The sequence below is a fragment of the Aurantimonas sp. HBX-1 genome, assembly GCF_021391535.1.
In the GTDB taxonomy this organism is placed as follows: Bacteria; Pseudomonadota; Alphaproteobacteria; order Rhizobiales; family Rhizobiaceae; genus Aurantimonas.
Genome location: NZ_CP090066.1, coordinates 3,108,531 through 3,133,318, shown reverse-complemented (window position 1 = coordinate 3,133,318; position 24,788 = coordinate 3,108,531). Strand labels below are relative to the sequence as shown.

The following is a 24,788-nucleotide window of genomic DNA, read 5'->3' as shown; positions in this document are numbered from 1 at the left end:
GTCCATCGCGTCCTTCTTGCTGTGACAACGCTCTGGGAGCCATCATGACGTTGCTTATCGGGCTGATGCTGGCGAGTTTCCTCGGAATCTTCCACCACGTCGCCCTGCGGATGCTCGACCGGCTGGCGGGCCGTGACCTGGTGCGCCCCAACCTGACGGTGATCACGATCTTCCTGGGCCTGCTCGCCATCCATACGTGCGAGATCCTGCTTTACGCCGCCGCCTATGCCGTGCTCCTCACATGGCCGGAAATGGGGAACCTGACCGGCAGCTTCGAGCCTGACTGGGAGTCGCTCGTCTATTTTTCGGGCATCAACTTCACGACCCTCGGATACACGCAGATCGAGGCGGAAGGTCCGATACGCCTGATCAGCATGATGCAGTCGCTGGGCGGGTTCATGGTCCTGACCTGGTCGGCGACGTTCATCTATTCGGCCTGGGGAAAGGCCTTCCGCTGACGTCCCACCGCTGCGGGACGACCCGAGGCGCGCCGGCGCGGAAATCTTGAGCGGCGCGGTCCTGCAGGACCGCCTACCTGGACCGCTCCCTTGCCCAACCCTCTGCGAGAAACTGGCGCATCAGGACGATTCCCGCCGCCATGTACGGCAGGCCACCGAGCGCCGCCATCAGCGTGCCGCCCAGTCGCTGGTCTTCGATCCGTTCGAAGCCGAAGGCGCCGACGCAGATGTCCGGCGCATAGACCAGGGCGGGCGCGAGGGCGAGCACCATCCCGAGCATGGTCATGTGCATGAACGTCATGAACATGGTCAGGGCACCCATCCCCACTTCCGCCCGCGATCGCCCGAAGACGGCAACGGCCCAGACCATCAGGCCGGCAAGGAGGAAGCTCGCCTGCTGCAGGACGAAGACCGGCGCCGAACGAGCTGCCGCGGCGTGCAGGGCCGGCGCGTGCCATGCCCAGACCACGAACATGTCGAAGCCGGTGGCACCGAGCGCGGCCATGGCGCCGAAGCGGAGGCGGGAAAAACCGGGAGCGCGCTGGAGCCCGATCGCCAGGACCGGCGACGCCACGGTGACGATGCCCAGATGCAGGATCATGTGGGCCGAGAACGACCGGCGGCTGAGCGGCACGAGCGGGCTCAGCCACATCGCCAGCAGGATGGCGCCTCCGGCAAGCAGCGGCCAGTTCAGCTTCGCCACGCGTCCCACGTCAGGTCTCCGAAGCGTCTGGTTCCCCATGACGTCGCGTGCCACCTGCCACGACGCCCGGCGATGGCACCGCGGTCACATCTTTTCCTTGATGCCCTTGCTGATCAGCCACCAGTTGACCGGATAGGACGTGACGAAGCCGCAGAGCATGGCGATCTGCATCATGAACCAGAACTCCACCGAGTTCACCTCGAGCGTCGTGCCCAGCAGGCTTGCGAAGATCCAGAAATGGGCGAGCGCCATGAAGCCGTACATGCCGAACTGCCAGGCGGTGAGGGAGAGGGTGTCGGCCTTGACCGCCTGTATCAGCCCTTGGCCCGGGGACAGGCCGCGCATCGGCTTGATGGTGAAATACTGGAAGGCGACGCCGAACAGGAAGGCGAGGATGTAGTCCAGTACCCAGACAGCGAAGATCTTGTCGGGAAAGAGGGTCTGCCAGCCCAGCCAGACGGCGATCGCCGGAAACATGAACGCCGCCCATTCGGCGCAGATGTCGCCGATCGCGCAGCCACTGCCGCAGTGCGACGCTCCCTTGCCGACCATGGCGGGGAAGGGGGTAAGGCGCTTGTTCGGCATCTCCTCGCCGGCTTGCTTCGCCTGCTGCACGCGCTGCTTCGTCGCCAGCCGGCCATAGGCAAAATAGCCCCACAGGGCCAGGACGCTGCCGAACAGCGCGGTCGCCGGCCAGACAATGTTCATGATCCACATGTGCTGCGGGTGAAGCATCTCGTCGACGACGATCACCCCGGCGCAGACGAAGCCCGCCGCAAGCGAAAGCATCGAGAGAATGTGGAGCCAGTCGGGGATCATGTCTTCTCCTGTTGCCTTCCATCTTCGAAAGGCCCTGCTCGTAGGATTTGCGGAGCTGTCGCAGCGACAAGCTGCCTGCCGGAGTCGCGGGGGCGATAGCTAGACTTCACCCCGATCGGCGAGAACCGGAGCCCCGTCTTTGTCGGTGCGCTGGCCGACCGTCTTTCGAAATGCGGCGCTATCCGGCGGAGCAGACTGGCCCATCCTTCCTCCCCGACGGCGCCGTCCATGGGGAGTCACATGCAGCAGCAGCAAGCGAACGCCCGAACGCACGAGACCGGTCGCAGGCGCGGGGGCCTGTGGCGGACAGCAGGTTCCGCGGCAGGGAAGTCTCTCGTGTCGGCCATCGCGGCCCTGCTTCTCGTGACAGGCTCCGCAGCCGCCCAGGAACAGGATGCCGGGCAGGCGACGGATCTGACGCAGCTGCAGCAGGAGCCCGGCCAGTGGGTGATGCCGGCGAAGAACTACGCCTCCACCCGCTTCAGTGAACTCGACCAGATCACCTCGGAAAATGTCGGCCGGCTGCAGCTCGCATGGAGCTTCTCCAACGGCGTCAACCGCGGGCAGGAGTCGATCCCGCTGGTGGTGGACGGCACGCTGTACATTGTCGGCCCGTTTCCCAACAACCTGTTCGCGCTGGACGCGACCACCGGCGACTTGAAGTGGACCTATTCGCCCCCCACCGAGCGGGCCGCACAGGGCGTGGCCTGCTGCGACGTGGTCAACCGCGGGCCGGCGTACGACGACGGGAAGATCTTCTACAACACGCTCGACAACCACACCGTCGCTGTCGACGCCCGAACCGGAAAGGAGGTCTGGCACACGAAACTCGGCGAGATCAGCCGAGGTCAGACGATGACGATGGCGCCGCTGGTGGTGAAGGGAAAGGTGCTGGTCGGCAATAGCGGCGGGGAGATGGGAGTCCGCGGCTGGCTGACGGCGCTTGACGAGGATACCGGCGAGATTGCCTGGCGCGCGTACCATACCGGTCCCGACAAGGACGTGCTGATCGACCACGACTTCTTCGAGGCGCCGTACGCCTGGATGGAGGGCGAAGACCTCGGCGTGAAGACCTGGCCGCCGGATCGCTGGCGTAATGGCGGCGGCACGGTCTGGGGCTGGATCTCTTACGATCCCGAGCTCGACCTGATCTACTACGGTACCGGCAATCCCGGCCCCTGGAATCCGAACCAGCGCGAGGGAGACAATCTCTGGACTACCACGATCTTCGCGCGCGACCCGGACACCGGCCTGGCGAAATGGGCCTATCAGACGTCGCCGCACGATCTCTGGGACCATGACAGCGTCAACGAACTGATCCTGCTCGATCTCGAGATCGAGGGGCGGATGCGCAAGGTGCTCGTGCGTCCTGGCCGCACCGGCTACATGTACGTGATCGACCGGACCAACGGGAAGCTGATCTCCGCCGAACCGTACGACACCATAACGGCATACAAGGGCGTCGACCCGGAGACCGGCCGGATCATCCCGAACGACGAACTGCACCCTGATCTCGGCAAGACGGTCGAGAACATCTGCCCCGCACCACCGGGCGCCAAGGACTGGCAGCCGTCGGCATGGTCACCCCGGACCAGGTTGCTGTACGTCCCGCACCAGCATCTGTGCATGAACTTCAAGGCGTCCGAGGTCGGCTATATCGCTGGTACGCCCTATCTCGGGGCCACGGCCGACATGTACGCCGGGCCGGGAGACGGCTATCGCGGCGAGTTCATGGCCTGGGACCCGGTCGCCGGCAAGAAGGTCTGGGCAATCAAGGAGGACTTCCCGGTCTGGACGGGCACCACGGTCACCGCAGGCGACGTCGCCTTCTACGGGACCATGGATCGCTGGGTGAAGGCGGTCGACGCCAGGACCGGCGAAGTGCTCTGGCAGTTCCGCGCCCCTTCCGGCCTCATCGGACAGCCCTCGACCTACATGGGCTCGGACGGCCGGCAGTACGTGGCGATCCTCTCCGGCGTCGGCGGCTGGCCCGGCGCCGTTGCGGCTGCCGAACTGGATCCGCGGGTTCGCAACGGGGCGCTCGGTTTCGTCGGCGCCATGCAGGATCTGCCGGCCTATACGAAGGGTGGTTCGACCCTGCTGGTGTTCGCGTTGCCGCAGGCGGACGGGTCTCGGACCTCGATCGCGCCAGCTGCGGCTCCCGTGTCGGTCCCGCCCGCCCTCACGCCACCCGAAGGCGGCAATGATGCAATCGAGAACCCTGCAGAGGCGCATGACGCGGCGCTGACCGACGAGGCGACGCCGGCGGTGACGCAGGATCAGAGCGTGACGGAAGCCGACGAGGCGGGAGACAAGGACACCGAAGCCGCGCCGCCGAAAGCCGACCCGCTGGTCATTTCGCCGGACACCACGCGGGACCGCGCGATGACCGACGACGCTGGCCAGCCACCTGCCGAGGGAGGCGTCGATGGCCCGGTGGACTGAGGCAGGACCATGGCTCCTGGCATCCGGCCTCGCGGTACTCTTCTTAGGCGCGGCAGGGGCGGCAGAGCCGCAGCCTGCAACGGCTGAGCCAGCACGAGACGAACTGCGCGTCTGCGCCGACCCGAACAACATGCCCTTCTCCAACGAAAGGAAGGAGGGCTTCGAGAACAAGCTGGCCGAACTCGTCGGCCGGGAACTGGGGATGGAAGTCTCCTACACGTGGCGGCCCCAGCGCCGCGGCTTCATTCGCAACACGCTGAACGCCGGAATCTGCGACGTGATCATGGGGGTCCCGCCGCTCGACATGCTGCGACCGACCCATTCCTACTACGCGTCCACCTACGTCATGGTCAGCCGAGCCGAAGACGGACTGGACTTCAGTTCGATCCAGGCGCCGGAACTGCGGCACCTGAAGATCGGCGTGCATCTCATCGGCGACGATGGCGCCAATACGCCTGCCGCCGAAGTTCTCGGTCGGCAAGGCATCGTCGACAACGTCGTCGGCTATTCGATCCAGGGCGACTACCGGGAGGATTCACCGCCGTCGCGCCTCGTCGAGGCCGTGGCATCGGGCGAGGTGGACGTTGCCTTCGTGTGGGGACCACTCGCCGGCTACTACGCCCTCCAGTCGCAAGTGCCGTTGAAGATCGTGCCGGTGACCGGAACCGAGCCGTTCATGCCCTTCGTCTTCCGGTTTCCCGTCGGCATGGGCGTGCGCAAGGGCGACGAGGAACTCTGGGCAAGGCTCAACGACGTCATCAGCAGCAGGCGATCGGACATCGATGCCCTACTCGACCAGTACGGCGTACCGCGGGTCTGAGTGGCCGGCGCAAGCGCATCGCAACAGGAAGGAGGGTGTCATGCCTGACGCACACACGGGCAAACCCTGTCGGAAAGGCTTCGTCTCCGGACGAGCCGCTCCATTCTGGCTTTTGACGATCCTCGCCTTCCAGGGCTCGCCCACGGCGAGTGCGCAGGACCTCGGGAAGCCGGTGGAGCGGATTGCCGAACCGGTCGAGGACACCGCGCCGATAGACCCCGCCGACTCGGCCGAGGAAGGGGATCCCGCCGGTCCGCGGAGCAGCACGCCCTTCGACGTCGATATTTTCGGCGGCGGCGGTGGCAGCGCCAGCGAACTCGTGCACGTGCCCGTCACGACGCTCTACCCCGGCGACGTCAAGGTCGACGTGCCGATCGTCAATCCGATGGACGATCCCGCCGCGGTGCAGCGCGGCATGCAGTACTACAACCAGTTCAACTGCGTCGGCTGCCATGCGCCCAACGGCGCAGGCGGCATGGGGCCTTCGCTCAGCAACCATGTGTGGATCTACGGCAGCGAGCCGGAGAACATCTACCTGAGCATCCTGCAGGGGCGACCGGCGGGGATGCCGGTGTGGGGTGGCATGCTGCCGGATCAGGTGATCTGGGATCTCGTGGCCTACATCAAGAGCATCAGCCGGGAATCGAAGGCGCCTTGGGGCCGCACGGTCTCGGCCGACGGCTTCACCATCGAGCAGGTGCCTGCCGAGTTCCTGCAGACGGCGGATCCCTGGGCGTACACCACGCCTTTCAGCTATGGTCAGGCGCCTTTCGAGAAGCCGGAGGGCTCGCCGCCGAAGGAGACTCCCGGGGACGGAGAACCGCCGGAATGAGCCGAGTGGGAGCGAACACCGGGCGGATTCCGGCCGTCTGGCGATCCTGGATTCTGGCTGGTGCCGCCCTGCTTTTTGCCGGCACCAGCCCAAGCCAGGCGCTCGAGCTGCCGATGTACTTCCTGGAGACCTTCGGGCCGAAGGGGAACGTCACGGCGACGTTGACCTGGGGGCTGCTGATCCTGTCGATCGTCGTCGTCGTCACCATTTCGCTGATGGTGCTGTACGCCACGATCCGACGCACCGGCAGCTTTGCGCCGTGGAAGATGGACCGGATCCTGCCGGTCAGCCGGCCGCCTGGCGGGATTCGCTGGATATTCGGCGGCCTCGGCGTGACGGCCCTGATCCTGGTCGGCTTCACGATTTGGACGGTCGATGTGATGGCCGACATCGACCGACCGCCGAGCGACCCCGTTTTCACCATCGAGGTCACGGGGCAGCAGTGGTGGTGGGAGGCCCGCTACCTCGACGGAAACGATCCGTCCCGCGAGTTCGAGACCGCCAACGAGCTGCACATCCCGGTCGGCAAGCCGGTGCGCATCCGGCTGCTCTCCCCGGACGTCATCCATTCGTTCTGGGTTCCCGCCCTTGCCGGCAAGCTCGACGTCATCCCCGGCCAGGTCAACGAAACCTGGATCCAGGCGGACCATCCCGGCGTCTTCCGCGGACAGTGCGCCGAATATTGCGGCGAGCAGCACGCCCACATGGCGCTCAGGGTATTTGCCGACCCGCCCGCCGACTTCCAGCGCTGGTGGGACGCTCAGCTCGCCATTCCCGACGCCCCGCCGGAGGGCACGCTTGTCGCGGCCGGGCAACAGCGATTCCAACTGCGCTGCGGCGCCTGCCATACCGTGCGCGGCACGCTCGCGCAGGGCGAGATGGGGCCCGACCTCACGCACCTGATGAGCCGCAGCAGCATCGCCGCGGTCACCCTGCCGAACACGATCGGCCACCTCTCCGGCTGGATATCCGATCCGCAGCAGGTCAAGCCGGGCAACCACATGCCCAATCTCGAGCTCTCGGGGCCGGAACTGCAAGCCATCCGAGCCTACCTGATGACACTCGACTGAGGACGAGCGACGTGGCGGTTGAGCAATACGAAAAGATTCCCTCTGCAGTGGTCGTCTCGGAAGAACTCCGTCGCAGGCTGCATCGCATCTGGGAGACCAGGCCCGGGCTGTTTGGCTGGATCGCCACCGTCGATCACAAGACGATCGGCATCCGCTACATCGTCACGGCGTTTGCCTTCCTCGTCGCCGGCGGCATCGAGGCGCTGATCATGCGCATCCAGCTCGCCGGGCCGGAACAGCGGCTGATCTCGCCGGAGGCTTACAATCAGCTGTTCTCGATGCACGGCATTACGATGATCTTCCTGTATGCCCTGCCGATACTGTCCGGCTTTTCGAACTACCTGTTCCCGCTGTTGCTGGGCACGCGCGACATGGCGTTCCCGCGGCTCAACGCCTTTTCCTACTGGGTATACCTGGCCTCCGGGCTGTTCATGTATGCCAGCTTCCTGATCGGCCAGGCGCCCAATGACGGCTGGTTCAACTATGCGCCCTATTCGCTGAAGCCGTTCAATCCCGGGTTGAACATGGACTTCTACGCGCTGGGGATGGTCTTCTTCGGCATCTCGACCACGGTCGGCGCAGCCAATTTCGTTGTCACCTTCCTGCGCAACCGCGCCCCCGGAATGTCGATCAACCGTCTCCCGATCATGGTCTGGGGCACCATGACGATCTCAGTCGGCATCCTCCTGGCGAACCCGGCGGTCAGCCTGGCGTTCTTCCTGCTGTGGATGGACCGGCAGTTCGGCACGCATTTCTACGACACCGCCGGCGGCGGCAAGCCGCTGCTCTGGCAGCACCTATTCTGGATCTTCGCCCACCCCTGGGTCTACATCATCGTGCTGCCGGCGATGGGCATGGTATCGGATGCGCTGCCGGTGTTCTGCCGTCGGCCGCTCGTCGCCTACACGCTGGTGATCCTCGGAACCATCACCACGATGGTGCTCGGCTTCGGCGTGTGGGTCCACCACATGTTCGCCACCGGCATACCCTTCTTGGCGACGTCGTTCTTCTCCGGCGCCTCCTTCATCATCACCATCCCGAGCGCGATCGCGGTGTTCGCCTGGATCGCCACCATCTGGACCGGACGCGTCGTGGTGACCACGGCCTTCCTCTACTTCGCGTCATTCATCGCGATGTTCACCATCGGCGGCGTGTCCGGCGTCATGACCGCGTCGGTCCCCGCCGACCTGCAGTTGCACGACACCTATTTCGTGGTCGCGCACATCCACTACGTGCTGATCGGGATCAACCTCTTCGGCGTCCTCGGCGCCGTCTATTTCTGGTTTCCCAAGATGACCGGGCGGATGCTCGGCGAGCGCCTCGGTCGCTGGAACTTCTGGATCACCTTCTTCGGCTTCAACCTCGCCTTCCTGCCGATGCACTGGACAGGCCTCCTGGGCATGCCGCGCCGCATCTACACCTACCCCGAGAATGTCGGCTGGACCTCGGTGAACCTGACCACCACGATCGGCGCCTTCATCCTCGCGGTCGGTATCCTGCTGCTCTTCATCAACGTACTTGTCAGCCTGCGCCGGGGCGCCGTCGCCGGCCCCAATCCATGGGATGCGCCGACGCTGGAATGGGCGGTCTCGTCACCGCCACCGCCGTACAACTTCGCGGTCATCCCCGTGGTGGCCTCGCGCCACCCGCTATGGGAGGACCGACTCGAAGAAGCCAGCGGCCGCTCCTCGATCGATCGCGGACTGGCGCTGGACCATGGCAAGGAGATACTTGCCACCTCCGTGATCGACGCCCGGCCTGACGCCGTCCTGAAGATGCCGGACGACAATCCCTGGCCCTTCGTCCTGACGCTCGCGCTGAGCGTCCTTTTCACGGCGCTGCTGCTCCACTGGTGGATTGTCGCCGGCGCGGGAGCCGCGGCCTGTGTCCTCGCAATCCTCATCTGGCTGTGGCCGCGGGCCGAGCTCGGACAAAAGGAGGGCGCCGCCTATGAGTGATGCAGCCATCGACAGGAGCGGAACGCTGGAGGTCGGCCGGCTCGCGGTCGGCAGCATCGGCCACCACGCCGGCGGCTGGTGGGGGATGATGACCCTGATTGCCACCGAGGGCTTTCTCTTCGTCTATCTCGAATTCAGCTACTACTATTTCGCCTCGCACTATGGACGGGAGTGGTTGCCGTCGGAGCTGCCGTCCTTCCGGCTCTCGGGACCGGGAACGGTGATCCTCATTCTCAGCAGCGTCGCTGCCTGGTGGGGAGAACGCGGCGGCAAGTCAGGCTCGCGCCTGAAGCTGCTCGCCGGGCTTTTCATCGCTCTCGTTCTCGGCGTGGTCTTCGTCGCCCTGCAGCTGCGCGAGTGGTCCGACAAGCCGTTCACGCTTGCATCGCATTCGTACGCCTCGACCTACTTCGTCGTGACGGGCTTCCACATGGCGCATGTGATCGCCGGCCTCCTCGCCCTGGCGGTCCTCATTCTTTGGTCGGGGCTGGGGTATTTCGACCGGGCGCGCTTCGCGCCGGTCTCGATCGGCATCGTCTACTGGCATTTCGTCGACGTCGTCTGGCTGACGGTCTTCGTCGCCTTCTATGTCACGCCGTACCTGAGGTGAGCCATGACCGATGCGCGCAAGCCGGAGTTCAAGGTCGGCCACCCGGCACCGGCCCGCAGGCGGGTCTCCGCCGCTCTCCTGTCCCTCGGCCTCCTCGGTGCCCCGATCGGCTGGAGCCTTCAGCTGCTGGCGGGATCGGCGCTCGCCGGTTTGTCGTGCGTCAGCGAGAGCGGCGTCGTCGAGCCCCAATCGGGTTACGACTGGGCCTACCCCGCGATGATCGGCGCCAACGCCGCGGCGGTGGTGATCGGCCTCGCGGGACTGGCGATCGCCTTCCATACGTTCCGTCAGAGCGGGCATGTGGGGGCAGACACGCATGGCGGCGTGATGGACGCCGGGGAGGGGCGCACGCGGTTCCTGTCGATCTGGGGCATCTGGGCCAGCGTCCTGTTCCTGATCGCAACGGCGAACAACACGCTCACCATTTTCTGGAGCGGCTCATGCGCAGGCTGAACCGACCGATGCTCCGCGGGCTCGCCCTGGCCGCCCTGGTCGCGCTTTCGGGCTGCAACGAGGAGGATGCCGGCGTCGCCGCACGATTCCCCGACATCGGCGACGCCCGCATCGGCGCCATACAGATCGAGCGGGCGGGCTGCGGCTCCTGCCACATCATCCCCGGCATCCGGGACGCGGACGGGCTCGTCGGACCGCCGCTGGACCATATGGGACGGCGCATTTTCATCGCCGGCCTGCTGCGAAATACGCCGGGCAACATGATGGCCTGGCTGCGCGACCCGCAGCGGATCGTGCCCGGGAATGCCATGCCCGACATGGGGCTGAGCGAGCAGCAGACGCGTGACATTACGGCCTACCTCTACACGCTCGAGTGAAGGCGCCGGTGGGAGAAACGACCAGCCGAAGGATGCGAGGGATGCTCTTGCGACAGCTTCTGATTGCCGCGCTGATGACGGCCCCGGCCGTCTCCCACGCGGCAGAAATGGGCGCGGAAATCGTCCGTGACGGACTTCCGGGCGGCGTTGCCCCCTGCGGCGTCTGCCACGGGAACAGCGGAGCCGGCAAGCCCGGGCTCAACGCGCCGCGACTTGCCGGCCAGTACGAGGCCTACCTTCTCGCGCAGCTCAACGCCTTTGCGAGCGGCGCCCGGCCCAGTCCGATCATGACCCCGATCGCGCAACGTCTTGGCGACGAGCAGATGGCGTCCCTGGCAGAATACTTCGCCGGGCAGCAGGCTCCGGTGCCGCCCTACGAGGCGTTTCCCGAGGAGGTGGTGCAGCGTGGCGGCACGATCGCCCATCACGGGCTCGACGAACCACCCGTGCAGGCGTGCGCCAGCTGCCACGGACCCCTGGGCCAGGGCAGTCTCCCGGACATCCCTTATCTCGCCGGGCAGCTGCCGGACTACATCCGGAACGCCTTACACGCCTTCAAGGCGGGAAAGAGGAGAAGCGACGCCCATGGCACGATGCGGCAGGTGGCGAGCGGCCTGTCGGATGAGGCCATCCGGGCCCTCGCGGCTTACTTCAGCAATCTGCCGCCGCCTGGAAAGAGCGAAGGGCAGCCGCTGGCGGTCTCTGAGGAAGAGCCGCATGAACCATGAGGTGGCCGTGACGCGAAGAGACTTCGGGCGGGTCGGGCGCCGCGGCAAGACAGCGGCCCTCCTGCCTTCCCGTTCGCCGGCTCTGCCGCCGGACCATCCCGACCGATGGAGCGTACCCGCCTTTCGGGGCAAAGAAACCGAGGCGATGTCACCAGGAAGATGCCGGGTGCGGCGATCAAGGATCCGTTCCTCCGTCGGTTTTGCAGCCGTCTTCGTTTCGGCACTCTTCCTCGGAGGGGGTGCCTCGTCGGCAACGGCGGGGGCCTGGGAAGTAGAGACCAGCCGCTACGCCACGACCTATCGGCTGTCGGATCGCGACAGTCTTCTCGCGATTACCTGCACGGATCCCGACTTCGGCGGCGGAGCCACGATCGACCTGGTCATCGACGGTGTCGATCCGACGCCGCTGAGCAAGAGCGAGGTGCTGATCGGGCAGGAGGTCTACCCGCTCTGGCACGGCGCGTTCGGCGTTGGCATCACCGACTGCGAAGCGTGTTCGGCGGACTTCAAGGCGCTTTGGTCGGCGCTGAAGCGCGCGGACGTGACCGAGATCGAACTCAAGCGCGGCGAGCGCACGGATTTCCTGCCGGCGCAGGGAGGCGATGCCGTGCTGGGGCAGTGCACGACGGATCACGACCGCCCCTCGCAGGACGGTCGCGAAGGAAACGCCCCGTCTGCGGGAAAGTGAAGAGTGGGTGGTGAAACGGATCATTCGCCCGATGCCCGTGCGACGCATGATGCGCCGGCATCGTCATAAGATCCTCGGCAATTACCCGCTTGCCGGGGAAAATGCCGGCCCCTTGCAATGCTGCGGAACGTCGCGCCCTCGCAGTCCGCTTCGAGCCTTCAGAGACCGGTGCCCACGCTCTTCCGGCGGCCATCGTGACGATCCGCAGGGGGTCGTTCGGCCCACGGTGGCGCCGCCTCACGCAGCCCGATGCTCTCGTGGAAGGAGGAACGTCACCGTAGGCGGGGCGTTGCTGATGTCGAACCAGGGAACCCAGCATGACCAGAACGCCCAAGAAGACGGCGCACAAACCTTCCGTCGCCGCCGACGTCCGGCCTTCCAGGATCTCCGAAGGGCGGGTCGAGGGCTTCCGCAGCTTGGCCGAACGTGTTGCCTCTCCGGAGCAGGCCATCGATCCGGTCCTGCTCTCCGGGCAGGCCCGCCGCGAGCACGTCCGTTCGACCATCCGCGAGGACCACGCCGCGCGGATCGCGGAGCGATCTCAGGGCACGGCGCTGAAGTTCGACGCGCTCGCCGGCAGCTTCTTCAAGTTCTTCCGGGGTACCGCTCTCTTGTTCTACCGCGACCTTGCCGGCAAGGATTCGCACATGCCGACGGTCATGGCGCTGGGCGACGTCCACCCGCAGAATTTCGGCGTGATGCCCGACAGGCACGGCGCGCCGATCTTCGGCGTCAACGATTTCGACGAGACGATCTACGCCCCGTTCACCTGGGACATCAAGCGCGGCGCCCTTGGCTTCTGGATTGCAGCACACGAACAGGCGGGCATGAAGCCGAAGAAGCGCTGCAAGGTGGTCGAGGCGTTCGTTGCCGGCTATCTCGCCGCCATGCGGGGCTTCGCCGAGAAGGCGACGGAGAAGAACGACGACTACCGCATGGACAATTCACCGAAGGTCATCCGTCGGCTGTTCGAGGCATCCTGGAAGGAGCGCCACGATTGGCTCTGGAGCGATTACCTGAGCCCGACGGGACGAGGCTTCCGCGCCAACGAAGAGCTGCAACCCATCTCGAACGAAGTCGCGAAGTTCCAGAAGGCGATTGACGATCTCGCCAAGGCCAAGGGCATCGAGCCGACCGGTCGTGCGGGCGAACTCAAGGTCAAGGACGTCTGCGTGCGGCACGGTCAGGGGACGGCGTCGCTCGGGCTGCCGAGATACTACGTGCTGATCGAAGGGCCGACCAAGGACGGTGGGGACGACCTGATCATCGAGTTCAAGCGCGCCCGGCGCTCGGCCCTGGAAGGTCTCACCCCGCCGACGGATTTCCATGCCGGTGCGGAGGCCGACAGGATTGCGCACGGTCAGGCCGTGCAACTGGCCCATGGCGACATCTTCTACGGTGCGGTGGAGATCGATGGCGAAAGCTTCATGAGCCGTGAGCGTGCGCCGTTCCGGAACGACATCGACCTGGACGATCTGAGCTACGAGTCCTGGAAGCAATATGCTCGCGTGTGCGGCGCAGCACTGGCGCAGTCCCACGCCCTCTCGGACGATCTCGGACAGATCGACTACGACGTCGAGCCTTCGATCGTCGCGGCGGCGAGCCCTCCGAAGCTGTTCACGGCCGACATCCTGCGCTTTACCGCGGAGGCCGCCGACCGCCTCGAGCGGGATTTCGCGAGCTTCCGGGAAGACCATGCCCTCGGGGCCTTCACGCAAGTCGACATGGTCTATCGCTGAGGCTGCCGGGCGCACCCGCGGCGGGACGCCGTCACCGCCGCGGTGACGGCGTGCCGCGGCGGTGATGGCGCTCCGGGCTTGCCCGATGACGGCGACCGTCGAACGAAACCTGCCGCGAGCCGTTAGCCAACAGAGGGGCGGCCGTCAGAGCGACGTCGTTCCCCTGGTCGGAGGAAGGCGTCACCGCTCCAAGAAGCGTGGTCTTCCTCGTTCCCCCTCCCTCTGGAGTCCAATCAGGAGAAGGCAGATGCATCCATTTCACAGAGATTTCGCGCGATTGCCCGCGAGAAGCATGGTCGCCGTGACAGGCGTTCTGGCGGCACTCGTCGGTTTGGCGGGTGTGATCCCGGCGAACGCCCAGGCGCAGAATCCGCCGGTCGTGGCAGGCGAGATCGCGCCGCCGGTCGAGATCGCCATGGGGATCGTGGACGGGAACGTTCATTGCCTTCCTCCGGTGGCACGACTTCCGGCGGGAGAACCGTTGACCCTGCGCGTCAGGAACGCGTCGGAACTGCCGATCACCTTCGTCGCCCCGGATTTCTTCGAAGCCGCCGAAATGGTGGAATCGACCGACTCCGCCCTCGACGCATCCACCGGCGGGTTTCTGGTGGCTCCCGAGAACGAGGTTCGGATGGTGATCCGCGAAACGCCGCCCATCGGGGAATACGGCTATGCCTGCAGCGTGCCGGGCGTGCAGCCGACCGTGGAATCGAGCGGCTTCCTGGTGACGGTCGCGCCTCCCGCGGATCCGAACGTGCCTGTCGCAGAGTGACGCGCGAGAAAGCGCGAGCCGCGCCGGTGACCCGCAGCCGCCACTCGAACTCAGGCCGGCCAATGCCGCACGTGGATAGGCGGCAATTCCAGCACATACGGGACCTGTCAGATGGACGATGCCCTGAGCGAGGCGATGCACTGGACGACGCGCGGCATCGAGATTGTCGGTATCCTCGCGATCGTGATCGGGACGATCATCGCCACGGCAACCTTCCTGCGGCGAAAGCTGCGCGGTGACAGCGCCGGAACATTTCACACGTTTCGCGCCAGCCTCGGTCGATCCATCCTGCTCGGGCTCGAGTTCCTGGTGGCCGCGGACATCATCAACACCGTCGCCATCGAACCGACCCTGCAGAGCGTCGCCGTCCTCGGCGGCATCGTCCTCATCCGGACCTTTCTCAGCTTCGCCCTGGAGGTCGAGATCGAGGGACGCTGGCCGTGGCAGAAGAGCCGGACCGCGAACGGGGGCTCGGGTGATCGGCGGCATCCGGATCATCGGGATTGAGCGAGTGACCGACAGAATGCGATCCGATTGCTCCGGAGGGACTTCCCCGGGAGCCGAGACAACGAATGGTGCAGCATGACGTGGAAATGGGCGGGGCCCGCCGTTGCCATGGTGGCGCTCGTCGCTGCGTTGAAGTGGAGCTATCCCGTGACGATGCCGCTCGTCGTGGCGGCGTTCGTCGTGGCGGCAGCATGGCCGTTGCAGGCAAGGTTCGAGCGACGGCTTTCGAGGCGTCTCAGCAGCCTGGCCACCGTCGCGTGTCTGTTTCTGATCCTGATCGCGATCCTGGGAGCCGTCTATCTCGCGTCGCTGGAGATCGCCCAGGCGCTTCTGGCGCGCCAGGAGCAGTTCCGGTCGCTCTACGAAACCTATGAAGACTTCGCCCGCAGTCGCGGCCTCCCTCTTCCTGGAGGCGAGGGCGGTTACGAACGACTGGTCGCCATCGGTCAGGCGGTCTTCTGGCGCACCTACGATGCCCTCGCCTATCTCGGCCTGATCCTGATCCTGATCTCTCTCGCCGTGCCGTTCGCGCCCGTGGTCAGGGAAAAGGTCCTTGCCTATTTCGGTCGGGACGACCGCGTCGAGATGACCGATGCGGTGGCAACCATCGCCGGACGCTTCCGCCTCTACCTTGTGATCACGACGGCGACCAGTCTGCTCACGGGCATCGCCTCTGCGGCATGGGCCTATTCGGTCGGGCTGGAAATGGCCCTGACATGGGGCATCCTGAACTTCCTCCTCAACTTCGTCCCGGTGGTCGGCAACCTCATCGGGATCGTGCCGCCCGTGCTGTACGCGCTGATCCAGTTCGATGGTCTGACCATGCCGCTGGTGGTGCTGGCCGGCTTTGCCGTCATCCAGGTGACCATCAGCAATTTCATCTATCCGGCGCTGCAGGGCAGGGGCGTCTCGATGCCGGCGATCGTCATCGTGACCGGGCTGCTCTTTTGGAGTTGGCTGTGGGGCCTGGCCGGAGCGCTGCTCGCGGTTCCGCTGACCGCCGCCTTCGTCATCGCGGCCCAGCACTTTGCCAGCACTCGCTGGATAGCCGACCTCGCAACAGAAGATCAGTCCGAGGCACCTGCGCCGAACAGCCGTGAGTGAGGCAGGCGAAGGCGGTTCAATGAGCAGGCTGCCGGATAAGTGCTTCTCGCGCCCTAGATCACTGCGCGCGCGGCCTGACCGCGCCGGCGCCAGACACCGGGCGCATGCGGGCCTTCGACGACATCCGATGCAGGCACGGTCCAATTGACGTGCCCCCGGATCAGAATGCGGGCGGACAGCGCATGTGGGGCGATCTCTCCACGACCGTCTTCGTTCTGGCGTTCCGGCTGCCGGCGGCATGATCTTCGTCTCCGGCCGACGCGTGACCGGCCGCGCGGACAGGCTTGCATTCCCTTTTCCGACAGCGTCGGCGGTATCGCGGCAAACCGTGTTCCTGACGGTCGCCGACATGGTCTATCGCCGCAGGGGATCTTGAGAGGCGGGTGACAACACTTCGTCGGATCTGCGGGCAAAGGAGACGAAACGACATGGCCAATTCGCGTGATCACCGCGTGCGCAGGGAAAGTCCTTACCTTCTCATGGCGCTCGCGGTCATCGGGATTCTGGGATGTACGGTTCTGGTCAGCGGCATGTTCATGGCGCAGGCGCTGGTGCCGGATTACCACTGGGTCTCCGACACGATCAGCGACCTGGCCGCCGGCGAGTGGGAGATCGTGATGGACGTCGCGCTCTACGGCTTCGCCGTCGGCCTCCTCGCCGTCTCTCTTGCGGCAGCGCATGCACATCTGGGAGGGGCGGGTTGGTCCATCGGTGTGCTCTCCCTCGCGATCCTGGCCGGACTCGTGATCGTCATCGGGTCGCGTAACGAGTATGGCGACAGCGACGACCAGGGCGTGGTGATCCACATCTACCTCTACCTCGTCTACGGACTGGGCGCTCTCTTCACGCTGGCTCCGCTCTGCATGGCGGGCGCCATCCGCCAGCATGCTGTCTGGGCCCAGCGCACCCTGATCGGCCTGGCGGTTGTCTGGGCGGTCCTGTGCCCGGTCTTCCTGCTGTCGCCAACCAGTATCGACGGCCTGCTCGAGCGCCTGCTGGGACTCATTGCCTGCACCATGGTGCTGACGCTGTGTGTCGTGTTTTTCCAGCGGGGACACCGTGCCCGCCACCATGACGACCACGAGCTGCGCGCCACACCGCTCCGCGCGGCCCGCATGCCCGAAGCCGGCTCTCCACAGGCGAAGCCGATGGCCGGCGGCCGGAAATCGCCGTCCGGCGGCCTGATCGAAACCTCGCCGAGGGGGCAGAGGCTTCCGGCCCGGACGAGCAAGCCGACTTGATGCCCGACACGACGAAGGCCCGCCGCGATACTCCGCGACGGGCCTTGATCGACTGTCAGACGATGGGGCTCGCGAGCGAGCCGATCAAATGGCGAACTTACTGCCACCAGGCTTCGTCGACGCCTTCCAGCTCTTCGAGCTGCTCTTCGGAATAGCGCGTGATCAGGCTGTAGGACTGGTCGTCCACGGGCACGAGATCGACGTCGCCGACACGCAGCAGCACGTGCTTGTCGCCGATGTCCAAGAAGCCCCCGACTTCGACGACGACGCCCACGAGCTGCCCGGACCGGTCGAGGACGACATCCTCGATTTCGCCGATCTGCTTCCATTCGGTGTCGACCGCGTCGTAGCCCGAACGGCCCCAGACATAGTCGTCGCTCTCGCCCCAGGTGCCTGCGTCATAGGTCTCGTTGGTCGTGTAGACCGGCCCGCCGGTGATGTCGCGGGTGCGGATGAGCTGCGCCCAGTCCGTCTCGGTCGCGGCGGCGGTCGTTGCGGTCGCTGGCGTGCCTTCGACCGGCGTCGCAACCTGTGCGAGGGCCGGCGTGGCGGCCAGGAACAGGGCGGTGGCGGTAGTGGCGAAATATCTCATGTCATGTTCTCTTTCTGTCAGGCTATAGGGGACCAATGGGACAGATCACCGATTGTTCCGAAAAATTACGGTCCGTGTACGCAAGATCGGAAAGGACATTTCAACTCTAAGGTTCCCTTAGATATCACCTATAACGTCTTCCGGGGGATCAAATTGATCTGTCGGCGGGGTAGAAGATTTGGTGCAGATCAGGATCGTGTTCAGATCATACTGAGCGGGGGGCGGCCGGTGGGCCGCAGTCGACGCCACTGCGTGCACCAGGATTGACCGCGCGTGCAGCCCGCAGCGGTAAAGCCAGTTCACGATCGGCTGGTCCGGTGGCCATGATCGCGCCTGCGGCAAGCCGAAACTCCTTCCGTCGACTCACCGCGGCTCGCAAGCTGTGTGGGAGGAGGAGGCGCCCACGGATCGTCGCCTTGCCCACATCCCGGCGTTCCGCAGACACAGGTGCCGGGCTCAGATCGCCCGCCGTTCGCCCCGGTCGACGCTGGCCATCGTCATCACCGCCGCCAGCAGGGCGCCGAGCGTGTCCATGATGATATCAAGGATCGTGTCGTACTTGCCCTTGATGACGTCGCCGGAGGCAAACTGATCGAAGCCCCACTCGGCGATTTCCCACAGGGCTCCGACCGCGATGCCGACCGCGAGGATCACGAGGAACGCCCGCAGCGACCTTGCCTGTTCGGGCCGGATTACCGGCGCGAAGACGAACACGCCGAGCCAGAGCGTGGTCGCCCAGAGCGTGAATCCATGCAGGACGCGGTCGAACCACCACCATTGCTGGTAGAGCGAACTCGTATAGCCAAGGACGTTGGCGACGATGGCAATTGCCAGCAAGATCCAGGCGGCGGCGCGGCCCCAGGGCAGGATCGTCATAGCGGATTCCCGTCAGTCTCGATGAAAGAGGTCCGGAGCGTGGCGGCGCCGGAACGGCGTCCCCGGCAGCTAGGGCTGATGATCGGCCTCGGCAAACCGTCCCGGCCTGTCGCAACCTTGTGGGCGTCGACGGATTGCGATTTCAAACGCTCCGGCGCAACCATACAGGAGACATGCCTCATGACCCGGATTTTCCCAGCCACCGCACTTTTCGCCGCGCTTCTCGGGGTGGGCATGGCGCAGGCGCAGGACAGCGGCATCCCCGACGTCGGCAGCATGGCGCCCGGCGACATCGCCTCGGCGGCGAGCTCGGCCGCGCAGGCGTTGACATCGGCGGCCAAGGACAAGCTTCTCGTGAAGGACCTGCTGGGAGCATCCGTGACGGTACCCGGCGGCGACACCGTCGGCACGGTCGAGAACCTCGTCGTCCTTCCGGGCGGCCGGGTAATCGCAGCGATCATCGCGACGAAAAGCTCGCAGACCGGCAGCATCCCGGTGCCGTTCGCGTCGGTGAAGCTGTCGCAGGCTTCCGGCAAGATCGGCGTGATGCTTCCCGCGTCGGTGTCGGAGTTGAACGGCATGACGGAAGTCCAGAAGCTCAAGGGCCTCATTCCGGGCATGTGATGCCGGAGGCCTGTCGAACGCCGCTGCTGACGATCGACCGAACGTTTCTCGACGCGGTGCCTTTTCCGCCCCGCTTTGCAGGCCCGAACCCAGATGACAGTCACCCAGCTCCTCGAAAGTGATCCCGTCAGGCTCGCCATCCAGGCGACGCTCGCCGCCGTGGCCAGTTTCTACGCGAGCCGCGCGCTCGGGATGGACCAGGCGTCCTGGTGCGTGATCTCGGCGCTCTTCACCGTTCACGTCAACGTCGGCAGCACATTGATCAGCGCTGCCTCGCGGGTCGCCGGCGCCATCGCCGGTCTCGTGATCGGCGTGGCCTGCGTCTGGCTGATCGGCACCGGGGGCACCGATAAGGCCCTCGGGCTTGCCGTCGGCGTGGCAGTGATGTCGTTACTTTCTGCCTTGCGGCCGGAGCTGAGCTACGGGCTCGTGACGGTGGCGATCGTTCTGTTGTCGGAAGGGTCCGGTGTCGTGGACACGGCCGTGACCAAGGCGACCGCCATCGCCCTCGGCAGTGGCGTCGGGACGCTCGTGGCGGTCGCGGTGTTGCCGCAGCATGCGCATCGCAGCGCCGAGCGGCATCTGGGGCAGGCGGTGAAGCTTTGTCGGGATCTGCTGCGCGGCTCGATCCGCTCGTTCATGGGCAATGCCGAGGTGGACCTGCATCGCGAACACTCCCGGATTCTGTCGGAGTTGCAGGCGGCGAACGGGAAGGTCTCGGGGTCGCAGTTCGGCCGTTTCCGGCGTCACCCGGTCCAACCGTCGCCGGGAGCGCTGCTCGGAGCTGTGCGCGGCCTGTGGACCTCGGTCAACCTCTTCGAACGCCTCGACGCGAAGGGCATGCCCAAGGGGGCGCGCGATATTCTCGGCCAGCCGCTCGACGCGCTCGACCAGGCACTGGGCGACTACTTCTGCGAATTGGGCGAGGCGATCGCCGAGAGCCGGCCGGCGCCGGACGCCCGGGGCGTTCACGAGCACGCGGACGAGGTCATGTCCGCGCTCGGCGAGGTGCGGCGGCAGGGAGCGATGCAACAGCTTCGGGTGCACGACGCCGAGCAGGTCTTCGCGCTGTCCCTGGCGATCGAGCAGACCGTGGCCAGCACCGAAAAGATCACGTCGATCCTGCGCCGCGATCGCTAGCGGCGATGCCGCACGAGCCGAGCGCCGCCCGGTTTTTCGGAGCATTGCAGTTCGCGTTCTTGGCGAACGGTCGCCCACCGTACCGAGTAACGAGGGCGAGCGGTGCAACCGGATCAGGCCCGCCTTGTTGATCTGTCAGGCCAGCACGGAAAAAGGCGGTGAAAGTATGGATCACTTCGTATTTTCGCTTCGCCGTGCGGGTGAGTTTTACAGCAGATAAAACTTCTGCTTCATTATTATGGGAGATATTACATGAACTATATCAAGAAAATCTCGATCGGCTCGACGGTTGCTCTGATGGTTGCGGCGGCTTCGCCGGTAGTCGCTCAGGAGGTCTATGGCGATTGGGACACCGACGGCACGGCGGGCATCAGCCAGGAGGAGTTCGACACGGGCTTCGGTGAAGGCGGTGTCTACGACTCCTGGGATGCCGACGACGACGGTGCCCTGACCGAGGACGAGTTCAACACCGGCGTCTACGAAGGCTACGATGCCGACGACAGCGGCGTGATCGAAGAGCCCGAGTTCGGCGATGTCGGCGACGACATGGGCGACGGTGGTTTCTTCGACGTCTAACCCGCCTCGACTCCGATAACTCCGCCGGTCGGCACCTCGCCGGCCGGCTTCCAAAATTGCAAGGATATTCCGATGAAAAAGCTACTTCTCGCGACTACGATCGTTGCCTTTGGTGTTTCGCCGGTAATGGCGCAGTCGACCGGCACCCAGACCGACACCGGCACCAGCAACGCCGCCTCCACGAATGACAGCGCAGCCTCGTCCTCGTCTTCCGCGTCGATCTCGGCGGAAGACATGGTGGCCTCGCAGGAGAAGGTCCTGAAGGCCCTGGAGACCGCGGGCTACAGCGATGCCGCGATCATGGACGCGGCCTACATGGTTCAGGCCCGCACGCCGGATGGCGAGACCGTCCTGATGATGATCGACACGAGCGGTCGCGTCATCGGGGCGCAGAGGGCCTCCTCGGGCAATGCCCAGTCCGGCTCGTCGGCATCCGGTTCGGATGCTGCCAAGCCTTCCTCGACCGGCGAGAGCAAGTAAGCAGCGCCAATCGAGATCCTGTGGCGGGCGCGCCCCGCGCGCCCGCCACTTTCGGTTTGGACGCGGACGGCGACCAGACACCAGACAGGCAAAAAGGTGCATCAATGCGGATCGGAAATCTCGTACTGGCGTTCTCCGCCCTCTTCGCCACGCCGGCTCTCGCGCAATCGGACGAAGGCCCGGCGCCGTCGGACCTCGGTCTGATAGGCAGCCAAGGCTTCACGGCCGAGGCCCTGTTGCAGCAGGATGTCGAGGGCCAGGATGGCGAAGCCATCGGCGAGGTGATCAATTTCGAAATCGGCGACGACAACGCGATCTCCCGCGTCGTCATCAACTCCGACGGTTTTCTCGGGGTCGACGAGACGGTGATCGCGGTCCCCTACAGCGCGATCGACCTGACCGAGGGCGAGGACGGGATCCGGGCCAGCATCGAGGAGGACGACACCGACGCCTACTCGATCTTCGGGCCGGCGGAGGGACGTTCGACCGCGGCATCGAGCTTCCGCGTATCCTCGCTGATGGGCGACAATGTCCTCCTCAAGGGTGGTGGCGCCTTCGGCTATCTCGCGGACCTTGCCTTCGACGTGGACGGGCGCCTTCAGGCGGTCATCGTTCGCCCCGATATCAGCTTCGACGCGGAAGGCTACTACGCCTTTCCGTTCGACCGCGACGACGTTGCCGAAGAGGCTTTCGACCCGTCGGCGACCAGCTATACGCTTCCCCTCGACCGCGACGCTGTCCTGGAAGAGGAGGCATTCGACTACGACGCCTATCGCAAGGAGAGCATCCTGAACGTGGCTGCGGCCGACGGGGAGGGGGCTCCCGAGGAGGCGCCGGAGTAAGCCGGCTCGCCGGGCGTGGTAGAGCCGATTTGCCACGTGCCATGCTCGAGACAGTGGAGCCTCGTCGGCCGTACCAATGCGTGCACCTGACGAGAAATCTTGCAACCCTACCGGATCGTAACTGGTTCCCCCGTGTTGTTCCGAGTAGCTGCCTCATCGATCGCATTCGACAGGCAGGGCAAGGTTCCTCGGGTCATGACACATACTCCGATCCGCAACCGGCTGCTCAAGGGGCTTCCGGCCGATGACCTCGCCCGCTGTCTCGATCAGCTGACGCGCGTCACGCTGAAGCCGCGGCAGGTGCTGCATCTCCGGTCGATGCCGATCGAGCACTGCTACTTCGTCGAGGACGGGCTGGTTGCGGTGATGGCGGATCTGGGTGACGGCACGGATGTCGAAGCCTGGCTGATCGGCTCGGAAGGCCTCGTCGGGGTGCCGGTCGTCCTCGGCGCAAGCGGTTCGCCCTTTCGCCGCGTCGTGGCCGTCGGCGGCAGCGCCTTGAAGATATCCGCATCCGACCTCGCCCGACTGATCGACGAACGCCCTTCCATCGGCGAGGCGATGCTGCGCTACGCCCAGGCGGTGACCGTCCAGTCGGCCCAAAGCGGCGCATGCGCGAAGCGCCATGGCCTGGAGCAGCGTCTCGCCTGCTGGCTGCTCGCGGCCGGGGACCGGCTGGAGGCTCGGCAGCTGCCTCTGACCCATGCCTTGCTGTCCCGGCTGATCGGCGTGCGCCGGTCGAGCGTGACGGTTGCTCTCGGACGGTTCGAGGCCGCAGGCGCCGTAAAGCAGCTGCGGGGGGAGGTGGTGATCCTCGACGAGACGCTTCTCGAGACGTTCGCCTGCAGTTGCTATGGCGTCATCAAGAGCGCCTACGAGATGCCGCACCGCGCTCCGCTGCCGCGGTTGCCGGCGCTCGATGGCAACGTCTGAGCAGCGCCGGCCCGCGGTGAGCCTGCTTCCTTCGGCAGGAGGCGAGCGGCTGTCGGTAGGAGGCGAGCGGCGGGGTTTGCTTCTGCGCCGCGGCCTTTCCGGTAGCCGGTCCGTAAGGATTTCTTCGCCCTTGCGATCCACCATAGGGCCATGATGTCATCCGCTTTCCGCCTGCTGCGCACCTCGATCCTCGTGGCGACGATCTCCGCCGCCATGGCGGCCGCTGCTCCGGCGACCAGTGCCGGAACCGGACCGCCCGAACGACTGCCGGTTCCCCGCTTCGTTTCCATCAAGGACGTTCCGGCGAACGTCCGGGTCGGCCCGGGACGGTCGTACAAGATCCGCTGGCGCTACCTGCGCCGCGACATCCCGGTGGAGATCTTCCAGGAATTCGGAAACTGGCGACGCATCCGCGGCGCCGACGGGCAGAGCGGATGGATCCACCGGGCTCTGCTGTCAGGCCGGCGTACCGCTGTCGTGGCGCCGTGGCTCCGGCGGCCGGCCGACTTCCGCGGCGCACCTGCGGCGGACGCCGCGGTACTGGCAAGGCTGGAGAGGGGTGTTCTGCTGTCGGACCTCGCCTGCGAGGGCGGATGGTGCCACGGCCGCGTCGAGCCCGACATCAGCGGCTATATCCGCGAGACCAAACTCTGGGGCGTCTACCCCGACGAGACCGTGGGGGCCGGGATTCCGCCGCGTTGGGCGCTCTGGTGAGGCCTTAGGGCCGGTCGCAGAAAGGGGCGGCCACTGGCCGCCCCTCGGGATCGATCTTCGAGCCTCGCGATAGATCACTGCGCGGGCTTGTCGAGACCCATCTCGCGCATCCGGCTCTCCACCGTCGCGGGATCCCACATGTCCGGAGTCGCGGGATTGACCTGCGTCGCCATGTAGCCGGACTTCGCCGGCTCGCCGGCCATGGCCTCGACGGAGTTGTCGGTGCTGCTGGTCGTGGCCGGGTCGGTACCGGTGTCGTTCGCAGCGGTCGACTCCGACGTGGAGCTGCTCGTGCTCGAAGCAGCTGCGGCGTCCTTGCCCTGCGAGGCTGCGGACGTCGCCATGGGCGCCCCGATGCCGAGCAGCACGCCGGGCGGGTTGACGATCATGTAGACGGGATTACCCGCGGCATTCATGCCTTCGAGGACGAAGGCGCGGTCGACGACGGCGACGTTCTTCATCCCGGCTCCCTCGGCGCTCTTCATGGCCTTGTCCTGGGATGCCTTATCTTCCGCGCTCGTCGTAACGCTCGACTGGCTGGCGGTGGCTTCCGTCGTCTTCGTCTGCTGCGCATCCTGCGCGAGGGCCGGAGAGGCAAAGAGAGCGATGGCCGTGGCGGTGGCGAAGATGGTTTTCATGGTTTCCTCCATTCGATTCGTCGTTCGAGACTGTGGGTTAAAAGCGCCC

28 protein-coding genes are annotated in these 24,788 nt (G+C 65.7%); 23 read left to right on the top strand and 5 right to left on the bottom strand.

Translation table 11 applies throughout. The features are described 5' to 3' along the window. Positions 1 to 44: 44 nt before the first annotated feature. Entirely contained in the window at positions 45 to 458 is a 414-nt protein-coding gene (locus LXB15_RS14980; protein ID WP_233949203.1) for an ion channel, read from the top strand. A gap of 73 nt (positions 459 to 531) precedes the next feature. On the opposite strand, the gene LXB15_RS14975 is transcribed toward LXB15_RS14980, so the two are convergent. Beyond that, entirely contained in the window at positions 532 to 1,170 is a 639-nt protein-coding gene (locus LXB15_RS14975) for a cytochrome c oxidase assembly protein (protein WP_233949202.1), read from the bottom strand. A gap of 75 nt (positions 1,171 to 1,245) precedes the next feature. Next, complete coding sequence (locus LXB15_RS14970) at positions 1,246 to 1,980, bottom strand: DUF4396 domain-containing protein (protein ID WP_233949201.1); 735 nt, start codon at positions 1,978 to 1,980, stop codon at positions 1,246 to 1,248. Positions 1,981 to 2,316: 336 nt separating this feature from the next. Here LXB15_RS14970 and LXB15_RS14965 point away from each other — a divergent pair, with 336 nt between their 5' ends. From LXB15_RS14965 to LXB15_RS14895, 15 genes are all read left to right on the top strand, one after another. Then, positions 2,317 to 4,425, top strand: a complete 2,109-nt coding sequence (locus LXB15_RS14965) for a PQQ-dependent dehydrogenase, methanol/ethanol family (protein ID WP_370640118.1) — start codon at positions 2,317 to 2,319, stop codon at positions 4,423 to 4,425. Further along, a complete protein-coding gene (locus LXB15_RS14960) occupies positions 4,409 to 5,245 on the top strand; it encodes a substrate-binding domain-containing protein (RefSeq protein ID WP_233949200.1) in 837 nt (278 codons plus the stop codon). Before LXB15_RS14965 ends, LXB15_RS14960 begins: the two co-directional genes overlap by 17 nt. 112 nt (positions 5,246 to 5,357) lie before the next feature. Continuing rightward, positions 5,358 to 6,077 carry a cytochrome c gene (locus LXB15_RS14955; RefSeq protein ID WP_233949199.1) on the top strand — a complete coding sequence of 240 codons (720 nt, stop codon included), beginning with the start codon at positions 5,358 to 5,360 and terminating at the stop codon, positions 6,075 to 6,077. Continuing rightward, the gene (gene coxB / locus LXB15_RS14950) at positions 6,074 to 7,147 is read left to right on the top strand and encodes a cytochrome c oxidase subunit II (protein ID WP_233949198.1); all 1,074 of its coding nucleotides are present in this window, start codon (positions 6,074 to 6,076) and stop codon (positions 7,145 to 7,147) included. Before LXB15_RS14955 ends, coxB begins: the two co-directional genes overlap by 4 nt. A gap of 11 nt (positions 7,148 to 7,158) precedes the next feature. After that, entirely contained in the window at positions 7,159 to 9,105 is a 1,947-nt protein-coding gene (gene ctaD, locus LXB15_RS14945; protein ID WP_370640117.1) for a cytochrome c oxidase subunit I, read from the top strand. Beyond that, positions 9,098 to 9,715: a cytochrome c oxidase subunit 3 gene (locus LXB15_RS14940; protein ID WP_233949197.1), complete on the top strand. Its 618-nt coding sequence runs from the start codon at positions 9,098 to 9,100 to the stop codon at positions 9,713 to 9,715. Before ctaD ends, LXB15_RS14940 begins: the two co-directional genes overlap by 8 nt. Before the next feature lie 3 nt (positions 9,716 to 9,718). Next, positions 9,719 to 10,168 (top strand): hypothetical protein, encoded by a 450-nt coding sequence (locus LXB15_RS14935; protein ID WP_233949196.1) that lies wholly within the window; start codon positions 9,719 to 9,721, stop codon positions 10,166 to 10,168. Continuing rightward, positions 10,156 to 10,545 carry a cytochrome c family protein gene (locus tag LXB15_RS14930; protein ID WP_233949195.1) on the top strand — a complete coding sequence of 130 codons (390 nt, stop codon included), beginning with the start codon at positions 10,156 to 10,158 and terminating at the stop codon, positions 10,543 to 10,545. The genes LXB15_RS14935 and LXB15_RS14930 overlap by 13 nt, the downstream gene beginning before the upstream one ends. A 41-nt stretch (positions 10,546 to 10,586) precedes the next feature. Then, complete coding sequence (locus tag LXB15_RS14925; RefSeq protein WP_233949194.1) at positions 10,587 to 11,273, top strand: cytochrome c; 687 nt, start codon at positions 10,587 to 10,589, stop codon at positions 11,271 to 11,273. Then, the gene (locus tag LXB15_RS14920; protein WP_233949193.1) at positions 11,263 to 11,961 is read left to right on the top strand and encodes a hypothetical protein; all 699 of its coding nucleotides are present in this window, start codon (positions 11,263 to 11,265) and stop codon (positions 11,959 to 11,961) included. Before LXB15_RS14925 ends, LXB15_RS14920 begins: the two co-directional genes overlap by 11 nt. A 317-nt stretch (positions 11,962 to 12,278) precedes the next feature. Continuing rightward, on the top strand, positions 12,279 to 13,700 hold the full coding sequence (locus tag LXB15_RS14915; protein WP_233949192.1) for a DUF2252 domain-containing protein: 1,422 nt from the start codon (positions 12,279 to 12,281) through the stop codon (positions 13,698 to 13,700). 247 nt (positions 13,701 to 13,947) lie between these two features. Further along, on the top strand, positions 13,948 to 14,472 hold the full coding sequence (locus LXB15_RS14910) for a cupredoxin domain-containing protein (RefSeq protein WP_233949191.1): 525 nt from the start codon (positions 13,948 to 13,950) through the stop codon (positions 14,470 to 14,472). A 111-nt stretch (positions 14,473 to 14,583) separates the two neighbouring features. Then, positions 14,584 to 14,979 (top strand): DUF1622 domain-containing protein, encoded by a 396-nt coding sequence (locus tag LXB15_RS14905; RefSeq protein WP_233949190.1) that lies wholly within the window; start codon positions 14,584 to 14,586, stop codon positions 14,977 to 14,979. Between the two features lie 75 nt (positions 14,980 to 15,054). Continuing rightward, on the top strand, positions 15,055 to 16,083 hold the full coding sequence (locus LXB15_RS14900; RefSeq protein ID WP_233949189.1) for an AI-2E family transporter: 1,029 nt from the start codon (positions 15,055 to 15,057) through the stop codon (positions 16,081 to 16,083). A gap of 428 nt (positions 16,084 to 16,511) precedes the next feature. After that, positions 16,512 to 17,324 carry a DUF998 domain-containing protein gene (locus tag LXB15_RS14895; RefSeq protein WP_233949188.1) on the top strand — a complete coding sequence of 271 codons (813 nt, stop codon included), beginning with the start codon at positions 16,512 to 16,514 and terminating at the stop codon, positions 17,322 to 17,324. 97 nt (positions 17,325 to 17,421) lie between these two features. Here LXB15_RS14895 and LXB15_RS14890 read toward each other — a convergent pair whose 3' ends face one another. Both LXB15_RS14890 and LXB15_RS14885 read right to left on the bottom strand, forming a co-directional pair. Further along, positions 17,422 to 17,916 carry a PRC-barrel domain-containing protein gene (locus LXB15_RS14890; RefSeq protein WP_233949187.1) on the bottom strand — a complete coding sequence of 165 codons (495 nt, stop codon included), beginning with the start codon at positions 17,914 to 17,916 and terminating at the stop codon, positions 17,422 to 17,424. Positions 17,917 to 18,372: 456 nt separating this feature from the next. Beyond that, positions 18,373 to 18,792, bottom strand: a complete 420-nt coding sequence (locus LXB15_RS14885; protein WP_233949186.1) for a hypothetical protein — start codon at positions 18,790 to 18,792, stop codon at positions 18,373 to 18,375. A 78-nt stretch (positions 18,793 to 18,870) separates the two neighbouring features. On the opposite strand from LXB15_RS14885, the gene LXB15_RS14880 reads away from it, so the two are divergent. The 7 genes from LXB15_RS14880 to LXB15_RS14850 all read left to right on the top strand — a co-directional run bounded on the left by LXB15_RS14880 (position 18,871) and on the right by LXB15_RS14850 (position 24,101). Beyond that, entirely contained in the window at positions 18,871 to 19,416 is a 546-nt protein-coding gene (locus LXB15_RS14880) for a hypothetical protein (protein WP_233949185.1), read from the top strand. Between the two features lie 93 nt (positions 19,417 to 19,509). Continuing rightward, a complete protein-coding gene (locus tag LXB15_RS14875; RefSeq protein ID WP_233949184.1) occupies positions 19,510 to 20,556 on the top strand; it encodes an aromatic acid exporter family protein in 1,047 nt (348 codons plus the stop codon). Positions 20,557 to 20,808: 252 nt separating this feature from the next. Next, the gene (locus LXB15_RS14870; protein ID WP_233949183.1) at positions 20,809 to 21,132 is read left to right on the top strand and encodes a hypothetical protein; all 324 of its coding nucleotides are present in this window, start codon (positions 20,809 to 20,811) and stop codon (positions 21,130 to 21,132) included. Positions 21,133 to 21,204: 72 nt separating this feature from the next. Beyond that, on the top strand, positions 21,205 to 21,612 hold the full coding sequence (locus LXB15_RS14865) for a hypothetical protein (RefSeq protein WP_233949182.1): 408 nt from the start codon (positions 21,205 to 21,207) through the stop codon (positions 21,610 to 21,612). Positions 21,613 to 21,632: 20 nt separating this feature from the next. Continuing rightward, entirely contained in the window at positions 21,633 to 22,454 is an 822-nt protein-coding gene (locus LXB15_RS14860) for a PRC-barrel domain-containing protein (protein ID WP_233949181.1), read from the top strand. Between the two features lie 99 nt (positions 22,455 to 22,553). After that, positions 22,554 to 23,387 (top strand): Crp/Fnr family transcriptional regulator, encoded by an 834-nt coding sequence (locus LXB15_RS14855; protein WP_233949180.1) that lies wholly within the window; start codon positions 22,554 to 22,556, stop codon positions 23,385 to 23,387. Between the two features lie 150 nt (positions 23,388 to 23,537). Further along, complete coding sequence (locus tag LXB15_RS14850) at positions 23,538 to 24,101, top strand: SH3 domain-containing protein (protein WP_233949179.1); 564 nt, start codon at positions 23,538 to 23,540, stop codon at positions 24,099 to 24,101. A gap of 74 nt (positions 24,102 to 24,175) precedes the next feature. Here LXB15_RS14850 and LXB15_RS14845 read toward each other — a convergent pair whose 3' ends face one another. Further along, entirely contained in the window at positions 24,176 to 24,751 is a 576-nt protein-coding gene (locus LXB15_RS14845) for a hypothetical protein (protein WP_233949178.1), read from the bottom strand. Positions 24,752 to 24,788 lie beyond the last annotated feature (37 nt).